Source organism: Sphingomonas sp. 8AM, assembly GCF_902506455.1.
Classification (GTDB): Bacteria; Pseudomonadota; Alphaproteobacteria; order Sphingomonadales; family Sphingomonadaceae; genus Sphingomonas.
Genome location: NZ_LR733844.1, coordinates 3,221,548 through 3,241,107 on the forward strand (window position 1 = coordinate 3,221,548; position 19,560 = coordinate 3,241,107).

19 protein-coding genes are annotated in these 19,560 nt (G+C 65.7%); 13 read left to right on the top strand and 6 right to left on the bottom strand.

Translation table 11 applies throughout. The features are described from left to right. Nucleotides 1-6 precede the first annotated feature (6 nt). Genes pgmG through BACI71_RS15225 form a run of 3 tightly spaced genes read right to left on the bottom strand, consistent with a single transcriptional unit; the run spans nucleotide 7 to nucleotide 2,425 of the window. Nucleotides 7-1,377: a phosphoglucomutase/phosphomannomutase PgmG gene (gene pgmG / locus BACI71_RS15215; RefSeq protein ID WP_159760023.1), complete on the bottom strand. Its 1,371-nt coding sequence runs from the start codon at nucleotides 1,375-1,377 to the stop codon at nucleotides 7-9. Next, on the bottom strand, nucleotides 1,374-1,640 hold the full coding sequence (locus tag BACI71_RS15220; RefSeq protein WP_328804056.1) for a J domain-containing protein: 267 nt from the start codon (nucleotides 1,638-1,640) through the stop codon (nucleotides 1,374-1,376). Before BACI71_RS15220 ends, pgmG begins: the two co-directional genes overlap by 4 nt. 2 nt (nucleotides 1,641-1,642) lie before the next feature. Beyond that, complete coding sequence (locus tag BACI71_RS15225) at nucleotides 1,643-2,425, bottom strand: division plane positioning ATPase MipZ (protein WP_159760025.1); 783 nt, start codon at nucleotides 2,423-2,425, stop codon at nucleotides 1,643-1,645. 116 nt (nucleotides 2,426-2,541) lie between these two features. Between BACI71_RS15225 and panC the strand changes: the two genes are divergently transcribed. The 7 genes from panC (at nucleotide 2,542) to queA (ending at nucleotide 7,465) form a co-directional block, all read left to right on the top strand. Next, nucleotides 2,542-3,384, top strand: coding sequence for a pantoate--beta-alanine ligase (panC, locus tag BACI71_RS15230; protein ID WP_159760027.1), 843 nt, complete (start codon nucleotides 2,542-2,544; stop codon nucleotides 3,382-3,384). Nucleotides 3,385-3,493: 109 nt separating this feature from the next. Then, entirely contained in the window at nucleotides 3,494-3,784 is a 291-nt protein-coding gene (locus BACI71_RS15235) for a hypothetical protein (protein ID WP_159760029.1), read from the top strand. A gap of 50 nt (nucleotides 3,785-3,834) precedes the next feature. After that, a complete protein-coding gene (locus tag BACI71_RS15240) occupies nucleotides 3,835-4,074 on the top strand; it encodes an exodeoxyribonuclease VII small subunit (protein ID WP_159760031.1) in 240 nt (79 codons plus the stop codon). Then, nucleotides 4,071-4,979 carry a polyprenyl synthetase family protein gene (locus tag BACI71_RS15245; RefSeq protein WP_159760033.1) on the top strand — a complete coding sequence of 303 codons (909 nt, stop codon included), beginning with the start codon at nucleotides 4,071-4,073 and terminating at the stop codon, nucleotides 4,977-4,979. Before BACI71_RS15240 ends, BACI71_RS15245 begins: the two co-directional genes overlap by 4 nt. 16 nt (nucleotides 4,980-4,995) lie before the next feature. Next, nucleotides 4,996-5,496, top strand: coding sequence for a pantetheine-phosphate adenylyltransferase (gene coaD, locus BACI71_RS15250; protein WP_159760035.1), 501 nt, complete (start codon nucleotides 4,996-4,998; stop codon nucleotides 5,494-5,496). 243 nt (nucleotides 5,497-5,739) lie between these two features. Continuing rightward, nucleotides 5,740-6,420, top strand: a complete 681-nt coding sequence (locus tag BACI71_RS15255) for a peptidylprolyl isomerase (protein WP_159760037.1) — start codon at nucleotides 5,740-5,742, stop codon at nucleotides 6,418-6,420. Nucleotides 6,421-6,439: 19 nt separating this feature from the next. Next, on the top strand, nucleotides 6,440-7,465 hold the full coding sequence (gene queA / locus BACI71_RS15260) for a tRNA preQ1(34) S-adenosylmethionine ribosyltransferase-isomerase QueA (RefSeq protein WP_159760039.1): 1,026 nt from the start codon (nucleotides 6,440-6,442) through the stop codon (nucleotides 7,463-7,465). A 130-nt stretch (nucleotides 7,466-7,595) separates the two neighbouring features. Here the strand turns inward: queA and BACI71_RS15265 are convergent, their stop codons facing one another. Then, entirely contained in the window at nucleotides 7,596-9,623 is a 2,028-nt protein-coding gene (locus BACI71_RS15265; protein WP_236553004.1) for a right-handed parallel beta-helix repeat-containing protein, read from the bottom strand. 366 nt (nucleotides 9,624-9,989) lie between these two features. Here BACI71_RS15265 and BACI71_RS15270 point away from each other — a divergent pair, with 366 nt between their 5' ends. Then, on the top strand, nucleotides 9,990-11,474 hold the full coding sequence (locus BACI71_RS15270; protein WP_159760043.1) for a DUF6418 domain-containing protein: 1,485 nt from the start codon (nucleotides 9,990-9,992) through the stop codon (nucleotides 11,472-11,474). Nucleotides 11,475-11,870: 396 nt separating this feature from the next. On the opposite strand, the gene BACI71_RS15275 is transcribed toward BACI71_RS15270, so the two are convergent. Continuing rightward, complete coding sequence (locus BACI71_RS15275) at nucleotides 11,871-12,932, bottom strand: glycosyltransferase (protein WP_159760045.1); 1,062 nt, start codon at nucleotides 12,930-12,932, stop codon at nucleotides 11,871-11,873. Nucleotides 12,933-13,066: 134 nt separating this feature from the next. Between BACI71_RS15275 and rfbC the strand changes: the two genes are divergently transcribed. The 5 genes from rfbC to BACI71_RS15300 all read left to right on the top strand — a co-directional run bounded on the left by rfbC (nucleotide 13,067) and on the right by BACI71_RS15300 (nucleotide 18,193). Further along, complete coding sequence (rfbC, locus tag BACI71_RS15280; protein ID WP_159760047.1) at nucleotides 13,067-13,642, top strand: dTDP-4-dehydrorhamnose 3,5-epimerase; 576 nt, start codon at nucleotides 13,067-13,069, stop codon at nucleotides 13,640-13,642. An 11-nt stretch (nucleotides 13,643-13,653) separates the two neighbouring features. Beyond that, nucleotides 13,654-14,703 carry a dTDP-glucose 4,6-dehydratase gene (rfbB, locus tag BACI71_RS15285; RefSeq protein ID WP_159760049.1) on the top strand — a complete coding sequence of 350 codons (1,050 nt, stop codon included), beginning with the start codon at nucleotides 13,654-13,656 and terminating at the stop codon, nucleotides 14,701-14,703. After that, nucleotides 14,703-15,590 (top strand): dTDP-4-dehydrorhamnose reductase, encoded by an 888-nt coding sequence (rfbD, locus tag BACI71_RS15290; protein WP_159760051.1) that lies wholly within the window; start codon nucleotides 14,703-14,705, stop codon nucleotides 15,588-15,590. The genes rfbB and rfbD overlap by 1 nt, the downstream gene beginning before the upstream one ends. Then, nucleotides 15,587-16,459 (top strand): glucose-1-phosphate thymidylyltransferase RfbA, encoded by an 873-nt coding sequence (rfbA, locus tag BACI71_RS15295; RefSeq protein ID WP_159760053.1) that lies wholly within the window; start codon nucleotides 15,587-15,589, stop codon nucleotides 16,457-16,459. The genes rfbD and rfbA overlap by 4 nt, the downstream gene beginning before the upstream one ends. 267 nt (nucleotides 16,460-16,726) lie before the next feature. Next, nucleotides 16,727-18,193, top strand: coding sequence for a lipopolysaccharide biosynthesis protein (locus BACI71_RS15300; RefSeq protein WP_159760055.1), 1,467 nt, complete (start codon nucleotides 16,727-16,729; stop codon nucleotides 18,191-18,193). A gap of 263 nt (nucleotides 18,194-18,456) precedes the next feature. On the opposite strand, the gene BACI71_RS15305 is transcribed toward BACI71_RS15300, so the two are convergent. Continuing rightward, entirely contained in the window at nucleotides 18,457-19,509 is a 1,053-nt protein-coding gene (locus tag BACI71_RS15305) for a ferritin-like domain-containing protein (protein WP_159760057.1), read from the bottom strand. Nucleotides 19,510-19,560: the final 51 nt, after the last annotated feature.

Here is a 19,560-nt window from a genome sequence, read left to right on the forward strand (position 1 = left end):
GCTGCGTCAGCCGGTGCGCGACAGGCCGCACGCCGCCAGCTGCGCGTCGATCGCAGCGACCAGCCGGTCGAGCGCCGCGGCATCGCGCCCCTCGGCCCGCAAGGTCAGCGCCGCCTGCGTGTTCGAAGCGCGCAGCAGCCACCAGCCGTCGTCGGTCGAGACGCGCACGCCATCGGTGACCGTCACCCGGGCGCCCTGTTCGACCAGTCGCGCCGCGACCTCTTCGACCACCGCGACCTTGCGCACCTCGGCGACCGGCACGCGCCATTCCGGCGTCGCGACCCGCGCCGAGGTGCCCTCGCGCAACGCGGTCAGCGTCCGCCCCGACAGATGCACCGCATGGATCAGCCGCACCGCGGCGTAGAGCGCGTCGTCGAACCCGTAATAGCCGTGCGCGAAGAAGATATGCCCGGACAGTTCGCCGGCCAGCGGTGCGCCCAGCGCCTTCATCTTCGTCTTGATCTCGCTGTGCCCGGTTCGCCACATCACCGGTGTGCCGCCAAGATCGGTGATCCGCTCGAACAGCGCGTCGCTCGATTTCACGTCGGCGACGATCGTGCTGCCCGGCAGCGCGGCGAGGATCGGCGCGACGAGGAGCGACAGGATCTCGTCCCCCCACAGGACGCGCCCCTGCGCGTCGACGGCGCCGATCCGGTCGCCGTCGCCGTCGAAAGCCAGTCCGAAATCGAGCTTCTTCTCCGCGACCAGCGCCTGCAGGTGCGCCAGATTTGCTTCCACCGTCGGATCGGGATGGTGGTTGGGGAAGGTGCCGTCAATGTCGCAGAACAGCAGATGATGTTCGCCCGGAAGCTGCGCGGTGAGCGCGCGGATCGCCGGTCCGGCCGCGCCGTTCCCGGCATCCCAGCCGATCCGGTACGTTCCGCCCGCATAGCCGGCGAGCAGCCGGCCGACGTAAAGGTCGAGGATGTCGGCGTTGGTAACGGTGCCCGCGCCGACCTCCCAGTCGCCCGTCTCGGCGAGCCGCGCGAGGTCGCGCACGTCCGCGCCGCAGAAGCTGTTCCCCTGCATCACCAACTTGAAGCCATTGTCCTCGCGGGGATTATGGCTGCCCGTTACCTGTACGCCGCCATCCACCTCTAGCGTCGCGGCAGCGTAATAGAGCATCGGCGACGGTCCAAGGCCGACCCGGACCACGTCGACGCCCGCGGCGGTGAGCCCCGCGACCAGCGCCGCCTCCAGCATCGGCGAATGCGTCCGCCCGTCATAGCCGACGGCGACGCGCGTCCCGCCCGCGCGGCGGATGCGCGTCGCGAAGCCGCGCCCGACTGCCCAGGCATCCGCCTCGGTCAGCGTGTCGCCGACGCGGCCGCGTATGTCATAGGCGCGCAGGATCTCGGGCGAGAGCCGGTGAGTCATCGCGCGTCCTTCAGCGACGCCAGCAGCGTGTCGCGCGCGGCATTGACGCGCCGCGCACGCTGTTCGGAGCCACCGCGATCGGGGTGCAGCTCGCTCATCAGCCGGCGGTGCGCGGCGCGGATCTCGCCCGCATCGGCGCGCGCGTCGACCCCCAGCACCCGCCGCGCCTCGCCGAGCGGGGACGGGCGCTTCTTCGCCGGCTTGCGCAGCAGCACCCACACGCCCCACACGATCAGCGCCGCGACGATCCATTTCATCAGCATCGTCAGGCGGCCTGCGTCGCGCCGACGTCAGGCAGCGCCAGCGCCGCCATCATCTCGCGCAGCTCCTGCCGCGCGGCGACATGGCTCAGCCCCATGCCGCCGAACTCCTTGGCGTCGAGCAGGGTCAGCCCCTTGGGGAACAGTTCGCGATAGATCACGCGCTCGCCCAGCCCCGGGATGATGCGGAAGCCGACGCGCCGCGCCAGTTGGTCCAGCGCCTCCGACACGCGGCGCATGTTGCGCGCCTCCAGATATTGCAGGCGGTTGCGCAGCACGACCCAGTCGATCGTCGTTCCGTCCTCCCGCGCGCGGGCCTTGCGCGCGTCCCAGATCAGTTCCGAATAGAAACTGGGGCGCACCACCTTGTAGGTCTCGGGATCGACCTGCCCGATCAGGTCGAAATCGACGAAACTGTCGTTCATCGGCGTCACCAGCGTATCGGCGAGCGCCGCGGCGATCCGCGCGGCCGGGTCGTCGCGCCCCGGCGTGTCGATGACGAGGAAGTCATAGCCATCGGTGAAGTCGCGATACAGCGACGGGAATACCCCGTCGGCGCGTCCGTCGCCGGTGGCATGGACCGGCACCACCAGATCGATCGCCGCGCGCGTCACGGTTGCGGCGCGATTGTCGAGATAGCGCCCCAGCGTGCGCTGGCGATGATCGAGGTCGATGCACGCGACGCGCGCGCCCTTCGACGCCAGGCCGATCGCGACGTGAACCGCCGTCGTCGACTTGCCCGTTCCACCCTTTTCGTTGGCGAACACGATCACATGCGTGCGTGGCACTTGCGTGCGATCGTGTGGCGCTTCCGTCCCCGTTTCGGACAATTCGTCGCATCCTCGATTGATTGCGTCCTGTCGCGACCATAGAACCCCCGACCGCGAGTTTCGAGGGGTAACGGGTGGAAGTGTATCGTGATCTCGCCGGCCTGCGCGCCGCGCTGGCGGAAGCGCGGGCAGGCGGGCGTGAGGTGGCGCTGGTGCCGACGATGGGCGCGCTCCATGCCGGCCACATCGCGCTGGTCGAGGCCGCGCGTCGTCCCGGCGCGCTCGTCGTCGCCTCGATCTTCGTCAATCCCAGGCAGTTCGGCGCCAACGAGGATCTGTCGCGCTACCCCCGCAAGGAGGTCAGCGACATCGCGATGCTCGCCGATGCGGGCTGCGATCTGCTGTGGCTGCCACCGGTCGAGCAGATGTACCCGGCCGGCTTTGCCACCAACGTCTCGGTGTCGGGGGTCAGCGAAGGCTGGGACGGCGCGGCGCGCCCGGGGCATTTCGACGGAGTCGCCACTGTCGTCGCCAAGCTGTTCAACCAGGTCCGCCCGACTCGCGCCTATTTCGGCGAAAAGGATTTCCAGCAGCTGGCGGTGATCCGCCGGATGGTCGCCGATCTCGATTTCGACATCGACATCACCGGCGTCCCCACCCAGCGCGAGGACGACGGGCTCGCGCTGTCATCGCGCAACGTCTATCTGCTCCCCGATGAGCGCCAGAAGGCGGTCGCGCTGCCGCGCGCGCTGGGGGTCGCGGCGCGGGCGGTGCTCGGCGGCGGTGATCCCGCCAAGGCGGTGGCGGATGCGCAGGCGGCGCTGGCCGCGGCCGGGTTTACGGTCGACTACGTCGCGCTGGTCGATGCCGAGACGCTGGAAAGCGATCCCGCCCCCGGCCGACGCCGGCAATTGCTCGCCGCCGCGCGGCTCGGCAACACGCGCCTGATCGACAATCTGGCCGTCGACGTCGGCTGATCCGCACAATCTTTGTATGTCAGCGACTTAGATGATCGCCGCTTTAACCATTTGGTGAGCCGAATCAGTGCAAACCTCTCATCACATTGAAGGATTGAGGGGTGATCCGATGGTAACCGATTTCGATACCGCGCTGCTGGCGCGCCGCATCAACGAAGCAACCCGCGGCGATACCGATGCCGCCTACGACCTTGGTGTCGCTTATTCGACCGGCACCATGGGTGCGGCGCTCGACCTGATCGAGGCCCACAAGTGGTTCAACCTGTCGGCCGCCTGGGGCAACGATGCCGCCGCCGCGGCGCGCTCGGACATCGCCGAGGACATGACCGCGCGCGAGATCGCGACCGCGCAGCGCGCCGCACGCGACGTACTCGGCGGGATGCAGCGCCGCGCGGCCTGACCTGCGGCATCTCCTTGACCCGTCGCGCTTGCACAGCGCATAGCCCGGGCATGGAGAATTCGACCGAGACGCTGTCCTTCGAAGCCGGCCTGCGCGAACTCGAGGAGATCGTCGCGCGGCTTGAATCCGGGGATACCCCGCTGGAGGAGGCGATCCGCCTCTACGAGCGCGGCAGCGTATTGCGGCAACGCTGCGCCGATCGGCTGGATGCCGCCCAGGCACGGATCGAGGCGATCCGTACCGGCGCCGACGGGCGCCCCGTTGCGGTCGAGCCGTTCGCCGCCGGATGAGCGTCGCCGCCAATGCCTCGCCGCAGCTGAAAGCGGCGCTCAGGGAAGTGTCGGCGGAGATGGACCGGCGCTTCGACGCGCTGCTGCCGATCCCGAACGATCCGCGCGCGGACCTGTACCGCGCGATGCGCCACGCCACGATCGGTGGCGGCAAGCGGCTGCGCCCGTTGCTCGTCTTTGCGACCGCGCGGCTGTTCGACGTCGCGCGCGATGCCGCGGCGCGCGTCGCGGTCGCGCTGGAGGCGATCCACGTCTATTCGCTGATCCACGACGATCTGCCCGCGATGGACGACGACGATTTGCGCCACGGCAAGGCGACCGTCCACAAGGCGTTCGACGAGGCGACCGCGATCCTCGCCGGCGACTGCCTGCACGCGCTGGCGTTCGAGGTGCTCGCCGATCCGGCGACGCACGCCGATCCGTTCGTCCGCGCCGAGCTGATCGCCGACCTCGCGCGCGCCTCCGGCCCATCGGGCATGGCGGGCGGGCAGGCGATGGACCTGAAGGCCGACGGCACGCGCTTCGACCTGAATACCGTCACCCGGCTCCAGCAGATGAAGACCGGTGCGCTGATCGGCGCGGCGGTCGAGGGCGGGGCGATCCTCGGTCGCATTCCGCCGGAGGGCCGGCGCCACCTGCGCGGCTATGCGCACGACCTCGGGCTCGCCTTCCAGATCGTCGACGACCTGCTCGATGTCGAGGGCGACGAGCAACTGGCCGGCAAGAAGCTGCGCAAGGACGGCGAACAGGGCAAGGAGACGTTCGTCTCGCTGCTCGGCGTCGACCGTGCGCGCCAGCAGTCGCGGATGCTGGTCGATCAGGCGATCGACCACCTGCGCAGCTATGGCGAAGAGGCCGAATTGCTCCGCGCGATCGCCCGCTTCGTCATCGATCGTCGCGGCTGACCGGAAGGCTTCTCCCATGCGTATCGGCGTCTACCCCGGCACCTTCGACCCGATCACGCTGGGGCATATGGACATCATCCGGCGCGGCGCGAAGCTGGTCGACCGGCTGGTGGTCGGCGTCACCACCAATCCCGGCAAGTCGCCGATGTTCTCGCTCGACGAGCGGATGGCGATGGTCGAGCGCGAGGTCGCCGACATCGGCGGCGACATCCGCGTCGTCTCGTTCGATTCGCTGCTCATGGACTTCGCCGAGCGTGAGCGCGCGACGATGATCGTCCGCGGCCTGCGCGCGGTCGCCGACTTCGAATACGAATATCAGATGGCGGGCATGAACCAGCAGTTGAACGACCGGATCGAGACGGTCTTCCTGATGGCCGACGTCTGCCTGCAACCGATCGCGTCGCGGCTGGTCAAGGAGATCGCGATCTTCGGCGGGCATATCGGCAAGTTCGTCAGCGCCGCGGTGTGCGCCGAGGTGGTGGCGCGGGTGGAGCGCGACGGCCGGCGGGGAAGCTGAGTTCGCTTCTCGCCCATCGTCATTCCCGCGAAGGCGGGGATCCAGACGCGCAGGTCTTCGCAGGAGTCGAATCGACAGAGGTTCTGGATTCCCGCCTGCGCGGGAATGACGATGTGTAGGGGCCTTCGCGGGAATGACGATTCAGGATCTTCCCGTCCCAACGCTGCCATGCGTTCAGTTTGGCGCAAGCGCGTTTCTGGTCTAGGGCGGCATTGAACCCACTGATCCGATCCGAAAGACCCGATGCGCCCGTTCGCCCTTTTCGCCGCCGCGCTCGCCGCGACCGTGTCCGTCGTCAGCCCCGCCGCCGCGCAGGACCGGCTGCCCGCGCCGCCGCTGACCGACAAGACCAATATCTGGGTGCTCGATCTCTCGACCGGCGGCCGGGTCGAGGTGGCGCTGCGTCCCGATGTCGCGCCGAAGATGGTCGACCGGATCAAGACGCTGACCCGCCAGCATTTCTACGACGGGCTGCTCTTCCACCGTGTCATCGACGGGTTCATGGCGCAGGGCGGCGATCCCAAGGGTGACGGCACCGGCGGCAGCACGCTCCCCGACCTGCCCGCCGAGTTCAACTATCTGCCGCACGTCCGCGGCGCGGTGGCGGCGGCGCGCGCCGACAAGGAAGACAGCGCCAACAGCCAGTTCTACATCGTGCTGCAGCCGCGTTTCCAGCTCGACAAGAAATACACCGTGTTCGGCCGCGTGCTGACCGGCATGAATTATGTCGACGCGATCGAGAAGGGCGAGCCGCCGCAGAACCCCTCGCGGATCGTCCACGCCTATATCGCGTCGGACAATCCCCCGGCGTACCAGCCGCTGCCTGCCGCGGTTGCGCCGACGCTGCCGACGACGCTGCCGACGCTGCCCGGCACCACGTCGGCGGCGAAGCCCGCGCCGAAGAAGTCCGCTACCCGCCGCTGACGCCCCGTCCGCTGAAACAATGAACGTCGATCTGTTCGACTTCACGCTCCCGGCGGAGCGGATCGCGCTGCGGCCCGCCGCCCCGCGCGACGCGGCGCGGATGCTGGTGGTCACGCCCGCGGGGCTGGCCGACCGCATCGTCTCCGACCTGCCTGCGCAACTCCGCGCCGGCGACCTGCTGGTCTTCAACGACACGCGCGTGATCCCGGCGCAGCTGGAAGGCACACGTGGATCCGCAAGGATCGGCGCGACGCTCCACAAGCGTGAGGGGCCGCGGCGCTGGCGCGCGTTCGTCCGCAACGCGCGGCGGCTGCGCGACGGCGATGCGATCGACTTCGGACAGGCGGTGGTCGCCACTGCACACGATCGTGCCGAGGACGGAAGCTGGGCGCTCGTTTTCGCGGGCGAGGAGCCGGTCGAACTGCTGCTCGAACGTGCCGGACGGATGCCGCTGCCGCCCTATATCGCGGGCAAGCGCGACACCGACGCGCGCGATGCGCAGGATTACCAGACGATGTTCGCGGCCGAGCCGGGCGCGGTCGCCGCGCCGACCGCTGCGCTGCACTTTACCCCCGCGCTGATCGAGGCGCTGGCGGCGGCGGGGATCGAGCACGCCACGCTGACCCTCCACGTCGGCGCGGGCACGTTCCTGCCGGTCAAGGCCGAGGACACCGCCGACCACAAGATGCACGCCGAATGGGGCCGGATCGACGCCGCCACTGCCGCGCGGCTCAACGCGGTGCGCGATGGCGGCGGGCGCGTAATCGCGGTCGGCACCACCTCGCTACGGCTGATCGAGAGCGCCACCGGTGCAGACGGTCGGATCCAGGCGTTCGAGGGCGATACGTCGATCTTCATCACGCCCGGTTACCGCTTTCGCGGCATCGACGGGCTGATGACCAACTTCCATCTGCCGCGCTCGACGTTGTTCATGCTGGTATCGGCGCTGATGGGGCTCGACCGGATGCAGGCGGCCTATGCGTATGCGATCGAGCACGATTATCGTTTCTACTCCTACGGCGACGCTTCGCTGCTTCTTCCATAACGCTCGGCCAGGCGGTCGCGAGCCGGGGACGGGCTTGTCCCGGCGGCGAGGGTCGCGACTGCCTCGATCCCTCCCACAGGGCTTTTCATCCGCTCCCGGTCGCAGTGGCGACCGGGAGCGGATGACCGGGTCAGGAAGAATGATCGATGTTCGAGGTCGACAGGGGATCGATCCAGATGCCGTTGCCCTGGCCGAGATAGCTGGTCTTGGCCGACAGGCGCTTGATTCCCGCCACCGGATCGGTCTTCTCGACGAGCAGCTGGCCTTTATCAAGCCTTCTGTTGAATCCCTGACAGCGGTTTCCGGTGATCCTGACGTGCGCACTGCTCGCCACCGAGATACAGCCTTGGTCGACGCCCGAGATGGTGTTGTCGGCAATCAGCACGGTGTCGTTGACCGTCTGCGTCGCGACGGCCGGCTGATCCTGTCCGCCATCGTCACCCAATTCGGCGTAAAGCGTGATCGCGCCCCAGACGACACCCCTCCGGCCATCGTCGCCGGTATCCGTGATGATGTTGTCGCGGACGACGACGTTTCTGACCGCCGAGCCTTCGTGCCACCACGCGCTGACGACCAGCCTGATCGCGTTCGCCCGCAGCGACGTGAAGCGGTTGCCCGCGATGATCCCGTTGGGAGTCTGCGCCAGCACGCCATGGCATTGGCAGCGGAAGATCTCGTTGTTCAGGATCGCATATCGTGAAGAGAGCAAATCGACGTTCCGGGCATAGCGCGCCCCCTGCGGCACGGTGTCGGAGAAAGCGACGCCGATCTGCGCGTCGGGGCTCCGTGATGATCTCTTGACGATCCGGTCATTGCCCAGCCAGCGGAGATCGGCATCGAAGAACGCGAGCGTTGCGCCAAGATACACGCCCCCGGTCTTCGCCTTCAGCGTCACGTCCTTCGCATCCGATCCCGGCGACACGTCATAGATCGGACTGCTGATGTTGATGGCGTCGTCGCCACTGGCGGTGAACTGGTTCCCGCGCAGGAGAATGTTGCCGGTCATCGCCGTGACATGGAGCGCGTCGTACGCGACCGTCACCGCGTTGGAGGTGGGCGATCGAACGCCGATCTGCGAGTTCAGCACGGCGAGGCCGCTGCCCATGAGATCAACTGCAATGCCCATGCCGGGCGAATTTTGCACCGTCAGGCCATCGAAGGTGATGTCCGCGGAAACGGGCGTGTCGCCGGGATCCGCGATCCGGACCGCGGCGCCATTGTAGTAGGACAGCTTCACCTCGACCGGGCGACCGTCGGCGAAGTCATTCAGCTTGCCCGACGGCAGCGTAAAGCCGCGCGCACCGTCGCCGACGGGACTTTCGCCATTTCGTCCGAGCAGCAGTCTGCGGGCCTTCGGAACGAAGCCTTTCCCCGCTTTGTCATATTCGGTCACCTGATAGATCTTGGCGCCGTTGAGCGCTGTCGTCTGGGAAGGCGCTACCATCAACTCGTTGCCACGGGCCGTTTGTCGGACGACCGCCGCCAGCACCGCCGGTTTCGCATATCGCAGCGACAGGCCTCGCACCGCCAGCCGCTGACAATTCTGGATGGCGATACCGTCGCCCCATGCCGAAAAGGTCAGCGTGGCTCCCCGCCCCTCGATCGCGACATCCTTGAGTCCGGAAAGCGCCAGCGCCGGAGGGCCACCGGCGAGAACGTACTCACCCGGCGACAGCCTGAGCGTGCCGCCACCCGCGGCCTTGAGCCGCGACAGGGCCGCATCGATTTGCGGCCCGTTATCGCCGGACACCGGTGAGATGCTTTCGGTCGGACGGCCGGCGACATTGGGCGCTGCAACGGAAACAGAGATGTTCCGCTTGTCTGCTCCGGTCCACGTATAAGAGGCCGCTGGTCCGGCAGGCCGCGCACTGCTTCCGCCACTTGCCTTCAGCATGTCGAACCAGCCTCCGCGCATGCTCGCCGGGGTTGAATTCTGCACGGTTGCGCAGGAGCAGGCCGCCGCGAAGACCACGAGAGCCGATCGAAGTCCGACGCGAAGGGCTGACGTCCGGTCGACTGGCTCGACATTGCTACTCATGGGCTGCTCCTTGTGGGCTTGACTTCCACTACGGTCGGAATGGCGCGGGCAGGTGCCCGCTAAAAGGTGCGTCGTCAAGTTGTTGCGCCGGCGTCCCGGAAATTTCATCATGCGTAACATTTACAATTCCGGTGGCTGATCATGCGAGTATTTGTCATCGTCGCAACGTCCCGCGCCTGTTGATAGTCGCCGCATGAAGAACTTTTAATGGATGTCGCCAGGGCAGGGTGGCAAGCCGGGCCGAAAACGCGCTCGTTGGCGAGCCACAGGCAAGCACCGCCGCCCCCGACTGTCGTGTCACGAACGCGTTGGCGCGCAACCCGCATCCGGGAGCTCGGCTCGCGCCGCTCAGGGTTTCGGCTCGCGAGGTGATGTGGCGGGGTCGCAGGTCCGGGCAGGCCGGTCACCGGTCGCTCTGGCGGTTGACATGTTGAACGCCGCACTATCATGCACCGTCATCGACATTCACGTCCGAGGAACCTGATTATGCCATTAGTCGGCGTCCGGCGCCAGACAGCGACCGGTCAGGCGGATACGCAGCGGGTACGCATGGCCCCCTATGGGCAGCGGGCGCGCGGCTTCGTGGGCATGTTCGCTCTGCATTTCCTTCTGGCAGCAGCCGCTGCCGTCGGCGCCGAGGCGCTGCCCTCGGCGGCATGGGCCTATGCCGCGCTCGCAATCTATCTGTCGCTGCTGCTCGGGCTTCTTCGCACGTCGCCGGCCACGTTCCTGCTCTTCATCCCGCTTCTGGCGAACAGGGTGACGGAATTCATCTCGGGCGCCGCGATCGAAAGCGGCGCCTACATGGTCGAGACCACGACCTACGGGCACGCGACGGGTGCTTTCACCCGGTTGCTGCTGATCTATATCCTCTACATGCTCACCGCGACGGCCGCGGTCGAGGCGATGTGGCCGAGGCTGCGTGTCCTGTTCCGGGACGCGCCGGAACGCTGGGAGAAGCAGGCGCCGCTCATCTGGCGTGGCCTGTTGATCGTGATGCTGGCAGCATCATTGTACCTGATCAGGTTGGGGATCAACAACGGCTTCCCGCTCTTCTCGACGATCGACCGGTTCTCCTATCTCGAGCAGGTCGATTCGCCGATCTACAGCGCCTGGATGACGAACCGACTGGTGCTCGTCCCCTTCGTCGGTGCGCTCTTCTCCCTGCCGTCGTATCGGCTGCGGAGCGGCCTGCTGCTGCTGTGGCTTCTTTCGCTCTCGATCATCTTCGGCGAGAAGTTCGGATCGATTCTGCTGATCCTCAGCATCTTCGGCATTCCGGCAGGGCTGGTGCATATCGCCAACGATCGGAAGATCCCGATCAACATCATCGCCGGCGTCTCCGGCGCGATCGTCGTGATCACCATACCTGCGGTGCTCATCGCTTATGGCGCCTTGACGAATTTCGACGCCGCGGCCCAGCGTTACGGGCAGCGCGTCGCGCTCCAAGGGCAACTCTGGTACGTGACCGACAATCGCTCGCTTTCGGCGACGAATTTCGACGACCGGGCGCTTTATGCCGACATCTCCACCTGGATGAAGCCCGGCGAGCAGAGCGCGACGAAGGTCGGGACCCGCTTCGGCCTGTATTACGTCATGCAGCCATTTACCGCGTCCCGGCTTCTCGGGTGGACGATGGAGGGCGGCGGTGGCTTCATCGGCTCGCTATATCCCTATCTGTTGATGACGACCGGGATCGTTGGCCTCCTGATCATCTCCTCGCTGATCGCGCTGTACCATGCCGTGCTCATGAGAATGCTGGCGTCATCGTTCGCGCACTCCAACTGGATCGCGGCCGTCCTGTACGGTCGCGTGATGTCGTCGTTCTACGCGACCTACTCCACGGGCTATCTCTGGAATATTTTCGGGATCAAGACGCTGGCGACGCTGTTCGTCGCGCTGTTCTTCTCCTGGGAGTTCAACCGCCCGCTCAGCACCAGTCGCAGGTGGCTCAAGCAATCGTCCGGCTGACGCAAGCTCCGGCATCGCGATCCTTCGATCGGCGGCCTGTCGCCGCACGCGGCGGCGGTGACGGCCGTCGCCGCCGCCGGCGAATGTCGAGTGAGTCCTGAAGGAGCGCGCTCCGGCGCAACCAACGGCCGACGGCCCGTGTCGCTGCGCGGGTGTTTTGCTGACCGCCTGACGATGGCCGATCAGGCCGCGCCGCAGCGGCCACGATCAGCAATCAAGCCATTCTGCGATATCGTCGGCCAGCCCGGCCTCGTGAAGTGTGGCGGGACACGCCGACAGCATCGCTATCGAACGAGCCCGTCGCCGCCTTCAAGATCAACAACGACAATCGCTGGTCACAGCGGCGACAACTCGCCTTCGCTCATAGCCATTGATGAAAATTTCGTCGAACAGCAGCTACGCCTGGCTGCCGCGCTCATCATCCGCGTCCTGCAACATAGGGAGGGGATATTCCGGACTGGTTCCGAGGCGCCCGATCGAGGCGTCACGTATCGCGGCCCTGAAAGGCGCCAGCGCCACATTTGCCGCAGCGAGGCTCCGATGTTTTATCAGCGCTTCTGCATAAAGGCGCGCGAGCAGGACAGATTTGTTCAGCTTGAGCGCAAACTTTGCCTTTGGCTCGGTCAGCTCAATATAATGCTGATTTCTCGCAGCATAGTAAATCCTCCAGCGAGGTGCCGACGTATCGATCCACCGCGAGCCCGAGTTCTTGACGGTCACCCACGATTGATCGATATCGGAGATGGAGACGATGTCGGTCAGGTAGATCTGCACGCCATTCTGACTCAGTCGCCTTGTATATTCGTGGTCGTCGCCATAAAGTACGAAGTCAGTGCGTGGCAGTCCGGCATCGCTTATGCAGGCCGCTGGCAGGAACAGGCCTCCATAAGGCGCGCGATCTATTATGCGTAGCCTTACCTGCGCTGCCGGGTCTCGTCGCCGTGCCAGTTTCGCCAGCCCACGTTTGACTAGCGAAGGCACGTCGAACCCCATGAACGAGCCGGGCACGTGGTGCACCTTGCGCGCGTCGGATAGCAACCGCATATATTGCTCGCGGTCGCTTCTTACGGCGCAGAACGCCACCTTGTCACTGCCGCCCAATTCGCGATGCAACTCGATCAAGGCGTCAAAGTAGTTGTCGCTGACGAGATTATCGTCGTCCAGAATGGCAACATAATCAATGCCATTCTCGTTGCCGGCCTGCTCGATCCCAAGGCGAAATCCGGCGGCCGAGCCAAGATTCCTTGCCGATCGGGTAATCTTTACTCGCTCGTCGCCCGCAAAGTGGTCGAGGTCAAGTGCGGTGCTGCTGCCGTTATCAACAATAATAACGGCAGCCACGCTCTTGAACGATAGCACCTTTTGAGTTGTCGCCTGAATTAGTGAAAGGCGATCGCCGTAAGTCACGAAGACGACGGCTACCGTTGGCGTGTCGACTGTCTCGTTATCTTTGTTCATCTTTGCCCCTCGGGCGCGTCGAGTTTGATGTCCGGTTTTGACATCGATAACGCATATTTACGGTTTAGCCATGGCCATGTACAGGCACTTCTCGTGTAACGAATTCGGGATGGCTATGTGGGTCGACACCTCCAATGAGTGAGCCAATTTGCTCGGCGGTCGAATTGATCCGCCCGCGCCGCTTCGGCGACGCGCGCGGCTGGTTCACCGAGGTCTATTCGGTGCCCGCGTTCGCCGCGCTTGGCATCGACTGCACGTTCGTACAGGATAATCACTCGCTGTCTGCTCCGGCGTTCACGCTGCGTGGGCTGCATTTCCAGACCCCGCCGCGCGGCCAGGACAAGCTGGTGCGCTGCGTCCGCGGGCGGATCTACGACGTCGCGGTCGACGTCCGCGCCGGCTCGCCGACCTACGGCCAGTGGGTCGGTGCCGAACTCAGCGCCGAGAACGGCCACCAGCTCTTCATTCCGATCGGTTTCGCGCACGGCTTCGTCACGCTCGAGCCCGATTGCGAGGTCACCTATAAATGCTCGGACACCTATGCCCCCGCGCATGATGGCGGGATCCGCTGGGACAGCGTCGGAATCGACTGGCCGCTTCCCGCCGGCATCACGCCCGAACTGAGCGCGAAGGACAAGGTGCAGCCGACGCTCGCCGAGTTCGACAGCCCCTTTGCCTATGACGGCCGTCCGCTGACGCCGCTCGCCTGAGGAACGATCACATGCGCATCTTCGTCACCGGCGGCGCCGGGTTCATCGGCTCGGCGCTGGTCCGCCACCTGATCGAGCATACCGAGCATGAGGTGCTCAATTTCGACAAGCTGACCTATGCCGGCACGCTGTCGACGGTCGAGCGCGTCGCGTCATCGAACCGCTATCGCTTCGTGCAGGGCGACATCTGCGACGCCGACGCGGTGCGCGCCGCAATTGCCGAGTTCCGCCCCGACGTGGTCACGCATCTGGCGGCGGAAAGCCATGTCGACCGCTCGATCGACGGGCCGGGCGCGTTCGTGCAGACCAATGTCGTCGGCACCTATACGATGCTGGCCGAGGTGCGCAGCTACTGGCTGTCGCTCGACGACGCGGCGAAGACGGCGTTCCGCTTCCACCATATCTCCACCGACGAGGTGTATGGCTCGCTGGGCGAGGACGGGCTGTTCACCGAGGATACGCCCTATGATCCGCGCTCGCCCTATTCGGCGTCGAAGGCCGGGTCCGACCATCTCGTCAGCGCCTGGGGGCATACCTACGGGCTGCCGGTGCTGATCACCAATTGCTCGAACAATTACGGGCCGTACCACTTCCCCGAGAAGCTGATCCCGCTGATGATCGCCAAGGCGCTCGCGGGGGAGCCGCTGCCGGTCTACGGCGCGGGCGATCAGGTGCGCGACTGGCTGTTCGTCGAGGATCACGTCCGCGCGTTGCAGGCGGTGTTCGAGCGCGGGCAGGTCGGGCGGACCTACAATGTCGGCGGCCATAACGAGAAGCAGAACATCGAGGTCGTGCACACCGTCTGCGCGATCCTCGACCGGCTGCGCCCGCGTGACGACGGCGCAAGCTATGCCGCGCAGATCACCTCGGTCGCCGACCGCCCCGGCCACGACAAGCGCTATGCGATCGATGCGACGCGGATCGGCGACGAACTCGGCTGGCATCCGCAGGAAACCTTCGAGAGCGGGATCGAGAAGACGGTGCGCTGGTATCTCGACAACGAGCGCTGGTGGCGGCCGCTGGTCGCGGCCAAGGCGTCCGAGCGACGCGGGATCGCGTGATGCGTGAACTGCTGGTCACCGGCGCGAACGGGCAGCTCGGGCAGGAGCTGCAACGCGCGCAGCTGCCCGAAGGCTGGCGGGTGGTGGCGCTCGACCGCGCCGCGCTCGACCTGACCGATCCGGCGGCGATCGCCGCGAAGGTGGCGGAGCGGCCATGGGCGGCGGTCATCAACGGCGCCGCCTATACCGCGGTGGACAAGGCCGAGAGCGATCAGGTCGCGGCATGGCAGGTCAATGCGCTCGCCCCCGCCGCCTTCGCATCGGCGTGTGCGACGGCGGGCATCCCGCTGGTACAGGTGTCGACCGATTACGTCTTCCCGGGCGATCGTGACGGCGCATGGGCGGTCGACGATGCGGTCGCGCCGCCCGGCGTGTACGGCGCGTCGAAGCTGGGCGGCGAGCTGGCGGTGCGCACCAGCGGCGCGCGCCACGCGATCGTCCGCACCGCCTGGGTGGTGTCGGCGCACGGCAACAATTTCGTCAAAACGATGCTGCGGGTCGGAGCGGAGCGTGGCGCCTTGCGCGTCGTCGCCGACCAGCACGGCAGCCCGACGAGCGCCGCCGACCTCGCCGACGCACTGGTGCGCATCGCGGTGCGGCTGGCCGACGATGCCGCGGCGCCGACCGGCACCTTTCATTTCAGCAACGCCGGCGCGACGACCTGGGCGGGGTTCGCGGAAGAGATCTTCCGCCAGTCCGCCGCACGCGGCGGCGCCACCGCGACCGTCGAGCCGATCGCGACCAGCGAGTATCCGACCCCGGCGCGGCGACCCGCCAATTCCTTGCTCGCGCATGATGCGATCGAGCGCGCCTACGCTATTACCCCGCGCCCGTGGCACGATGCGCTGGGCGACATCCTCGACGAACTGATCGGAGCGAAGCAGTGAAGGGCATCATCCTGGCGGGCGGATCGGGCACGCGGCTCCACCCGGCGACGCTGGCGGTCAACAAGCAGTTGCTGCCGGTTTATGACAAGCCGATGATCTATTATCCGCTGTCGGTGCTGATGCTCGCCGGCATCCGCGAGATCCTGATCATCTCCAGCCCGGAATATCTCGGCAACTACCAGCGGCTGTTCGGCGACGGCAGCGCGTTCGGGCTGTCGATCGCCTATGCCGAGCAGCCGCGCCCCGAGGGGCTGGCGCAGGCGTTCACGATCGGCGCCGACTTCATCGGCAGCGACAATGTCGCATTGGTGCTGGGCGACAACATCTTCTTCGGCGCGCACTTGACCGACCTGCTGGCCAGCGCGGTGGCGCGGACGCACGGTGCGACGGTGTTCAGCTACCGCGTCGAGGACCCGGAACGCTATGGCGTGGTCGAGCTGGGCGGGAACGGCAAGGCGCTCAGTCTTGAGGAGAAGCCCACGCAGCCGAAGTCGAACCATGCGGTCACCGGCCTGTACTTCTACGACAATCGCGTCGTGGAGCTGGCGCGCAACCTCCAGCCGTCGGCGCGCGGCGAGCTGGAGATCACCGATCTCAACCGGCTCTATATGGAGGCGGGCGACCTGTACGTCGAACAGATGGGGCGTGGCTATGCGTGGCTCGACACCGGCACGCACGACAGCCTGCTGGAAGCCGGCGAGTTCGTCCGCACGCTCCAGCATCGGCAGGGCATCCAGATCGCATGTCTGGAGGAGATCGCGTTCGAGATGGGCTTCATCACGGCCGAGCAGGCGCGCGCAGCGGGTGAGAAGTTCGTCAAGACCGCATATGGCCGCGCCATTCTGAGGGCGGTGGAAAGCCGGAACTGAGAAGTAATTTTTTGCGCAGCCGCCGCGAATGGTCCCGGCAGCAACGGCGGGTCAGGTCAAGCGACGTCCGGCGGGGTGCGTGGCAAGGCGTGAGGCGCGACACGGCGCGCCGGGAGGGTCGAACGGTCGCGGCAGCTTTGCGGGCTGTTCCCAGACCTGACCCTCCCTCTGCTTCGGTCTGGCTGAACCAGAATCGTCAGCCGGATTTCGGTGCAGCGGCTTTCCCGTAACGATCTGACAAGGTCTCGGCTTTTTGGTGGTCTTTCGATGAAGAAGATAAGTCCATCGCTCATCACGACAGCAGCGCTGGTCATCTCGAGTGCGATCAATTTCGTCGGAGTGATGATCTGGGTGCGTGCGTTGGGTCCGAAGGAATTTGGCATCTACGCCGTCCTGTCGGCGACGGCGCTGTTGCTTAACTCGCTCCTGTTCGAGTGGGTTCGCTCCATCTCGGGGCGTTTGCTGTACGACTCGCGCGGACGGTATCTTCTGAACGCGGGCAAGTCGTACATCCTGTTCGGCATAACCCTTTCGCTTACAGCCATTCTATTGTTAAGCGCGTTGCTGATTTACACCCTGAATATCACATTGGGTGGTATCAGCTCCGATCTGGTCCTCTACGTTGCGGTATTTTGCGTAAGCGAAATGGTGCTTGGCTTGATCAACTCGATCAGCAGGGTCCGGAAGCTCTACTGGCAATATTTTACGGCGATGGTGCTAAGAGCGGTCCTGGTGATCCTTCTCGGCATTCTTTTCGTTCATTACTTCGGGCAGGGTGCGAAAGGACTCGCTCTGGCCACCTGCATTGGCCAGCTTGCGACCGCCTTGATCGTTATGGCGGCCGATCCAATCTGGCGGTCGGTAAAGCCCGCAACGATGATCAGGGCGTACACACGAAAGGACGTTGCCGAGCTGTTTTCCTTCGGGGCGCCGATGATGCTCAGCAACGGGATCGTCTACTTCGTCTCGGTGGCCGATCGGTACATCATTGCGGCATTTTCCGGCAGTCTGCTCGTCGGGTTTTACGTCGCGCCTCTTGATCTGACGAACAAGACCATCGGCGTTCTGATGCTTGCGCTGAATATCTCGTTCTATCCCAGCATCGTTCGCGCCTATGAGGATCATGGCAAGCTGGCGGCGACAAGGAAGCTTGATGAGAATTTCACCGGGCAGCTGTTGGCGCTGATCCTGCCGATCCTGATCATGGTCGCCTATCCACAACAGGTCTGTGCGATCATGCTGGGTTCGAAGTTCGAGGCGAACTCAGCTCCCGTGTTGCCCGCACTCGCAATTTCGGTGGCGGTGCGATTGCTGATCGCCAATTACCTGATGCTGGTCTTTCAGCTCGAAAAGCGCATGACGGGGGTCATTGTCGTTCCCTTGATCACGCTCGCGCTCTTTCTTCCGATGGCGTTTTTCGGGGTCAAGCACAGCGGTATCGTCGGCGTCGCGCTTGCGGCCGCCATCTCGCAGATTTTGACGTTCGCGATCTGCGCGATGATGACGCGAAGGATCATGCGGACCGAGATGTTATCGAGAGACAACGTCATCGTCGTGACGCTTGGTGTGGCGCTGATCGCCGTATCGAAGTTGATCGCGGCGCCGGCCACGACCGGCGCCTTCCTCGCCCTCTGCTTCCTTGTTTCGGCACTCTTCGGCGCCGGACTCCTCATACTGGACGTTGGTGCGATCCGGCCAGGAAGGGATTACATCCGGAAGCGGCTCCCCTGGTGACACGAAGGCGCCGAACCAGATCGGTGCGGCCGACCACGGCAATGTGCTGAGGGTTCGCGATCAGCGGTGCCTTATGCGGATCGGTGATCGGCGTGGCCTGGCAGCTCTTCGGAAGGACGGCGAGAGATCCGCTGCCCGGACGGCTGACGCCCCATGTACGGCGGCGTTGCAAGTCGGGCCGGCGCTCAGCGCCCGACGCGCGCCGGGAGTGTAATCAAAAACCGTCCGGGCGCGCCGTAGCGCTGCCCGGACAGTCAGAACCCTTACGACGAAAGGCCGACGCGCAATGCGGCGTTGGGGTTGTTCGTGCCGTTCGGGAAGAAGCCGCCGCCGGTGCGGTTGGCGCCGGTCGCGTTCAGGTACACGATGTTATGCACCTGCTCGCTGCTGCGGCTGTAGGCGAGGCCGTTGACGTTCGCCGGCACCAGGTTGGCGGCCTTGTTGTCGTCGACCAGCCCCTGATCGTCGTCGGAACCGATCCCGCGCACCGCATCGTCGGTCGGCTTGCCGTCGAGCGCGTCGCGCGCGTCGGAGATCTTGGTCGTCGCGGTGATGAGCGCGGTGGTCGACATGCCCTTGGCATAGAGGACCGTGCGCACGATCCCGGCGTGATAGGCTTCAGCTGCGAGAATCCCCGCCGCCGCTTCCAGATAGGTCTTGTTGGTCAGCAATGGCGCGGCGCCCTTGTAGGCGGTGACGCCGACATCCTCGAACAGGAACGCCGCGAGCAGGAAGTTCTCGGGCGAGCCATAGGGATCGAACGTATCGGTCATCGTGATGACCCCTGCCGCGCGCGCCGCTGCGGTGAAGGCGCCGTTCGCGCCGCCGTCGATGTTGATGTTGGGCATCGCCACTGCCGCCGAACCGAGCGCCGAGCGCAGGAAAGCGACGTGCGCCGCCTCGTCCGCAGCGATTTCGCGGGCATAGGCGCCGACCATGCGGTCGTTCGCGAAATTGACCTTTGCCCCGCCGGTGACGGTGCCGCCGGCGGTGCCGGTGCCGCTGGCGGTCTGCGCGGCGGACAGGCCGGTGCCGTTGACCGCGTAGAGATAGAATTGCGCCTCGAGATATTCGAGGTTGAGCGCAAGGTTCAACACGTCGCTGTCGGTGATCGCGGTCGGAGTCGGCGTGGGGGTCGGCGACGGCGTGGGCGTCGGGTCGGTCGTGTCGCCATAGTCGCCATAGCAGCCCGACAGCAACGACGCGCCGCCCAGCAGCACGGCACCGCCACCGGCCGCCTTGAGGAAGCCGCGGCGCGCGGCACGTCGCGCATCGGCGGCGGACAGGATTTCGAGAGCCTTGAACGGGTCGATCATGGAAAATTCCTTGCAAGCATCACGGGAACATCATCGGGCGCGTCGCCGCGC